This is a genomic window from Streptomyces sp. BE20, from assembly GCF_036322525.1.
Taxonomy (GTDB): Bacteria; Actinomycetota; Actinomycetes; order Streptomycetales; family Streptomycetaceae; genus Kitasatospora.
In genome coordinates, this window is the sequence record NZ_JAQYWW010001147.1 from 1 (window position 1) to 309 (window position 309).

Genomic DNA, 309 nt, shown 5'->3' on the forward strand with positions numbered 1-309 from the left:
CCGCCCAGGACCCAGGAGAGGCCGCCGCCGGCGTAGGCTTGCCCTGCGGCGATCTCGTCCTCCACGGGCTCCGCCGGGGCCGGGGCGTGGTGGGGTCCGTCGCGGCCGGTGGTGACGCTTGCGCCGTCGCCGCCGCGGGTGATGACCACCGCGCGGGTGCCCTGGGCGAGGAGGGCGGCGCTGGTGTGCTGCTCGTCGCGGGCCGGGTCGGGGGCGAGGATGTGGAGTTCGTCGGCGGAGGGGATGAGGATGTCGTCGTGGCGGGCCAGGTGCAGAAGGGTTTCGCGGGCCTGCTGGTGGGTCCACAGG

At 76.1% G+C, this 309-nt stretch carries 1 protein-coding gene; it reads right to left on the reverse strand.

The annotated features are described in order from the left end of the window. Positions 1-309: PfkB family carbohydrate kinase (locus tag PUR61_RS36565; RefSeq protein ID WP_329883874.1), on the reverse strand; the 309-nt coding region annotated here is incomplete at both ends.